Raw genomic sequence first — 4,449 nt, 5'->3', positions numbered from 1 at the left:
TGGTTGGTTTCACATCATCGCCTAAAGGTACTTTTCTCATATGGACTCGTAATATATGTTCACGGCCACGCACATCTGGCAATGGCACGACAACCTGGCGGTCAAAACGACCTGGACGCAATAAAGCAGGATCTAATACGTCGGGACGGTTGGTGGCAGCAATAACTATGACGCCTTCATTGCCTTCAAATCCATCCATTTCAACAAGTAGCTGGTTTAAGGTCTGCTCACGCTCATCGTGCCCACCACCAAGACCGGCGCCACGATGACGGCCTACGGCGTCAATTTCATCGATGAATATAATACAAGGCGCGTGTTTCTTGGCCTGGTCAAACATATCACGTACCCGTGAAGCTCCAACGCCCACAAACATTTCCACAAAATCTGAACCTGAGATCGTAAAAAATGGTACCTTGGCCTCACCGGCGATGGCTTTAGCCAGCAAGGTTTTACCGGTACCGGGAGAACCAACCATTAAAACACCACGTGGTATCTTGCCACCAAGTTTCTGGAATTTTCCTGGATCTCTTAAGAATTCGACCAATTCAGCAACTTCTTCCTTTGCCTCTTCAACACCGGCGACGTCACTAAAGGTCACTTTAACCTGGTCTTCACCCAACATACGGGCCTTGGATTTTCCAAAGGACATGGCGCCGCGTCCAGCACCACCGCCCTGCATCTGCCGCATGAAGAAAATCCAGACAGCGATGAGTAATAACATGGGGAACCAGGAGATAAACACCTGCATTAACAATCCTTGTTGTTCCGGTGGCTTGGCCTCAATGGTTACGCCAGCGTTCAACAAATCGTCGACGAGCTTGGGATCGCCTGGACTGTAGGTAGTGAAATTTTCATTACTGGTGGTTCGTCCGTGAATGCTGCGACCCTCAATCAGCACCTTGGCGACCTGGCCGTCTTTCACGCTACGAACAAATTCGGAGTACTCTATGTTTTTTGCAGAAGCTCTTGGCGGGCTAAAATTGTTAAACACCGATACGAGAACAATCGCAATAACAATCCAAAGAAGGAGATTTTTCGCTAAGTCGTTCAATAGTCTAGCCTCTACTTATTATTTACACCGTTTCTACCTGATCTTCCATCGAAACTCAACAGGATTACCAGGTAATACGACAAATTAATGACTATATTATAGTCACCTATTTTAAAAACCCCCTGGCCAGTAAATACACCTCACGAGAATTTGACTTGGAAGCTTTTGGTTTTCGTGTAGTTACCTTACTAAAAAGTGATTGTAAGGTCTTGTAATAACTATCAAAACCACTTCCCTGAAAAACTTTCACCAGAAAGTTACCATTCTTACAAAGCACATTTTGAGCCAGATCCAGGGCCAATTCAGCCAGATACATCGCTTTTGGCTGATCAACAACCTTAATACCACTTATATTGGGGGCCATATCGGACATTACAAGATCGACCTCCTGACCATCCAATACTTGTAAGAGTTGTTCTAAAACCGATGGTTCCGTAAAGTCTCCTTGAATAAATTCCACGTTTGCCAGTGAATCGACGGGGAGGATATCCAGGCCGATAACTTTCCCGGAGGATCCGACAATTTTAGCGGCCACCTGAGACCAGCCCCCTGGTGCAGCACCCAAATCTACCACAGTCATTCCATGTTTGAGAATGTGATCCTTTTCCTGGATTTCGAGCAGCTTGTATACCGCTCTGGATCGATAACCAGCTTTTTGGGCCTGTTTTACATAAACATCGTCAAAGTGTTCTTTGAGCCATCGGCTACTGGACTTACTGCGTGACTGGCCTTTTTTGACGGACTTCTTTTTAGTGGCCATAAATCAGATTCATCACTTTTTTACAATTCGTTGCGATAAATATCGAGTACGTATAATTAACCAGATCGCACCAAGTAAACCAAATATCATTAATATTCCGATCTGAGCTGAATCGCTAGGCGTGATAGAATCTACCACGGCCCAAAGCAGAATCCCGGCGATGAGTATAATGGCCAGCTCCAGTTTGACTGCATTAAATGGACTTGGCGCTACACTCAATCCCTTATTATCATGTTGATCAGAATTTTTCACAATTGGATTACCTAACTATGAATCTTACCACCAAACAAAAAAAGTTCCTTCGCGCCCGTGCCCATCAACTAAAACCCGTTGTCATCGTTGGCAATGCTGGTTTGACTGACGCGGTTTTAAATGAACTGGAAAACACGATTGAACATCACGAATTGATTAAGGTTAAGCTAAATGCCGAAAACCGTGAGGAACGGCAGTTTATGATTGAAAAAGTATGCCAGTCGGCACATGCGGAACTGGTTAATAGTATTGGACATATCGCCATATTCTACCGACCAGCGGCGACGCCGATGATAAAGCTTCCTTAATTGGCAATCGATGTTTTGGTTGTCTCAGATTTCTCTAATCCAAAAACAACCAATGACAACCCGAGTACACTTTCTATTAGATAGATTATCGACGCTACACCGTGCAACATACCAAACTGTTTTTTTATCGCACTACCTTCTATCAGACCTTGTGCTTTTAGGGACTCCATCATAGGTTGCAGGATAAATTCGCCGCACGCCACCATGACAAGCATAATAGCGATAACCCAAACTCTCCAGTGAATGCCGACGCGTTTCACCAGACTGATGAACAGCAAGACACCGCATACCAGGCCAATATAGCTGACAATATGAAACATTTGCCCCGCTAATGCACCTGCCAGCTTGCGATCGTCCAGTAAGGCAAACAATGTAGGAGCTGCTATATATCCAATCGCCCACAAGCTACCAACCCACATGGTCAGTAATATTCGCTCACCCACCATAAAAAAATACATAACCGTAATATCCTTTTTGCAGCCAGTACTTAAATTTCAGGAGTTCAGGCACTACAAGAGGCAGTCTTTACTTAGCGAGTAGATTAGATATATTTCACTTCAACAATTTCATAGGATTTTACACCGCCGGGCGCCTGCACTTCCGCTACATCTCCCTCTTCCTTGCCAATTAGTGCGCGCGCAATCGGCGACGTTATAGAGATCAAACCGTGTTTTATATCGGCTTCATCTTCTCCGACTATGCGATAAGTGATTTCATCACCTGTTTCATCATCTACTAAATCTACGGTTGCACCGAATACAACTTTACCCGTTTCACCCAGCTGGGTAACATCAATAATTTGTGCGTGTCCCAATTTTCCATTGATATCAGCAATCCGTCCTTCGATAAAACTCTGTTGCTCTCGGGCTGCGTGATATTCTGCGTTTTCTTTCAGATCACCATGCGCCCTGGCTTCAGCAATGGCTGCAATTACTTTTGGTCGAGCCACTTTTTTCAACTCTTCCAACTCGGCACGTAGTTTTTCTGCTCCCTGTGCTGTAATCGGATGTTTCTTGGTCATGATTGCAACTCCTGGTGCAAGTCCTGTAATCGATATATTGACGATGAATTTCCCAATTGCATGGCAAGACAAGTAGCCCTGGCACCCGTAATCGTTGTGGTATACATCACCTTGTTCTGTAAAGCATTACTACGAATGGTGCGTGAGTCAGCTATAGCTTGCTTGCCTTCTGTTGTGTTAATAATAAAGTGTATTTCATCATTCTTTATCATATCCACTATGTGAGGGCGACCCTCGGTCACTTTATTTACACGAGAACAGGAAATTCCAGCCTCTCGAAGTACTTTCGCCGTACCCATTGTAGCAACAATATCGAAGCCAAGTTCGACTACCTGTTTCGCCACTGAAATAGCAGCAGTCTTGTCTGCATCACGAACACTTATAAATGCTCTTCCACCCTTCGGAAATTCAATACCCGCCGCCAACTGTGCTTTCGCGAAAGCTTCAGCAAATTCAGTGCCCACGCCCATAACTTCCCCAGTGGATTTCATCTCCGGCCCTAGAATTGGATCACAGGAAGGAAATTTTATAAAAGGAAACACCGCTTCCTTCACAGAATAATAGTTTGGCGTAACCTCAGACGTCATTCCCTGGGATTCCAGCGATTGGCCTGCCATACAGCGCGCAGCTACTTTTGCCAACGGAATACCCGTTGCTTTTGATACATAGGGCACGGTACGCGATGCACGAGGATTAACTTCAATAATATAAATTTCTTCATTTTTCACGGCGAATTGCGCATTCATTAAACCAACCACGTTTAACTCTTTTGCCAACTGGGCCGCCTGGTCACGAAGCCGTTGTTGAATTTCCTTACTCAGGCTATGGGGTGGCAATGAACATGCAGAGTCACCCGAATGCACGCCCGCTTGCTCAATATGCTCCATAATGCCACCGGTCAGCACTTGCTTGCCATCACTAACGGCATCAAAATCTATTTCAATGGCATCATCGAGAAAATGATCCAGTAATACCGGAGAGTCATTTGAAACACTGACCGCTTCGTTCATGTAGCGGCGTAGTTCATCTTCAGCGTAGACAATCTCCATAGCGCGCC

7 protein-coding genes are annotated in these 4,449 nt (G+C 45.1%); 1 reads left to right on the top strand and 6 read right to left on the bottom strand.

What is annotated here, in order from left to right:
• From ACWVCM_RS15870 to ACWVCM_RS15860, 3 genes are all read right to left on the bottom strand, one after another.
• The coding region (locus ACWVCM_RS15870; protein ID WP_455202744.1) for an ATP-dependent metallopeptidase FtsH/Yme1/Tma family protein at positions 1-1,051 on the bottom strand (1,051 nt) is incomplete at its 3' end.
• Positions 1,052-1,157: 106 nt separating this feature from the next.
• The gene (rlmE, locus tag ACWVCM_RS15865) at positions 1,158-1,811 is read right to left on the bottom strand and encodes a 23S rRNA (uridine(2552)-2'-O)-methyltransferase RlmE (protein WP_455202743.1); all 654 of its coding nucleotides are present in this window, start codon (positions 1,809-1,811) and stop codon (positions 1,158-1,160) included.
• Positions 1,812-1,823: 12 nt separating this feature from the next.
• Positions 1,824-2,063 (bottom strand): hypothetical protein, encoded by a 240-nt coding sequence (locus ACWVCM_RS15860; RefSeq protein WP_455202742.1) that lies wholly within the window; start codon positions 2,061-2,063, stop codon positions 1,824-1,826.
• 17 nt (positions 2,064-2,080) lie between these two features.
• On the opposite strand from ACWVCM_RS15860, the gene yhbY reads away from it, so the two are divergent.
• A complete protein-coding gene (yhbY, locus tag ACWVCM_RS15855; RefSeq protein WP_455202741.1) occupies positions 2,081-2,371 on the top strand; it encodes a ribosome assembly RNA-binding protein YhbY in 291 nt (96 codons plus the stop codon).
• Here the strand turns inward: yhbY and ACWVCM_RS15850 are convergent.
• The 3 genes from ACWVCM_RS15850 to ACWVCM_RS15840 all read right to left on the bottom strand — a co-directional run.
• Positions 2,368-2,829: a DUF4149 domain-containing protein gene (locus ACWVCM_RS15850; protein WP_455202740.1), complete on the bottom strand. Its 462-nt coding sequence runs from the start codon at positions 2,827-2,829 to the stop codon at positions 2,368-2,370. The genes yhbY and ACWVCM_RS15850 overlap by 4 nt on opposite strands.
• Positions 2,830-2,912: 83 nt before the next feature.
• Positions 2,913-3,392: a transcription elongation factor GreA gene (greA, locus tag ACWVCM_RS15845; RefSeq protein ID WP_455202739.1), complete on the bottom strand. Its 480-nt coding sequence runs from the start codon at positions 3,390-3,392 to the stop codon at positions 2,913-2,915.
• Positions 3,389-4,449, bottom strand: a 1,061-nt coding sequence (locus ACWVCM_RS15840) for an ATP-binding protein (protein ID WP_455202738.1), incomplete at its 5' end; no start/stop codon positions are given. The genes ACWVCM_RS15840 and greA, both read right to left, overlap by 4 nt.

Source organism: Kaarinaea lacus, from assembly GCF_975902315.1.
The sequence above is the reverse complement of the archived record's forward strand: the minus strand, read 5'-3'. Positions and strand labels throughout refer to the sequence as shown.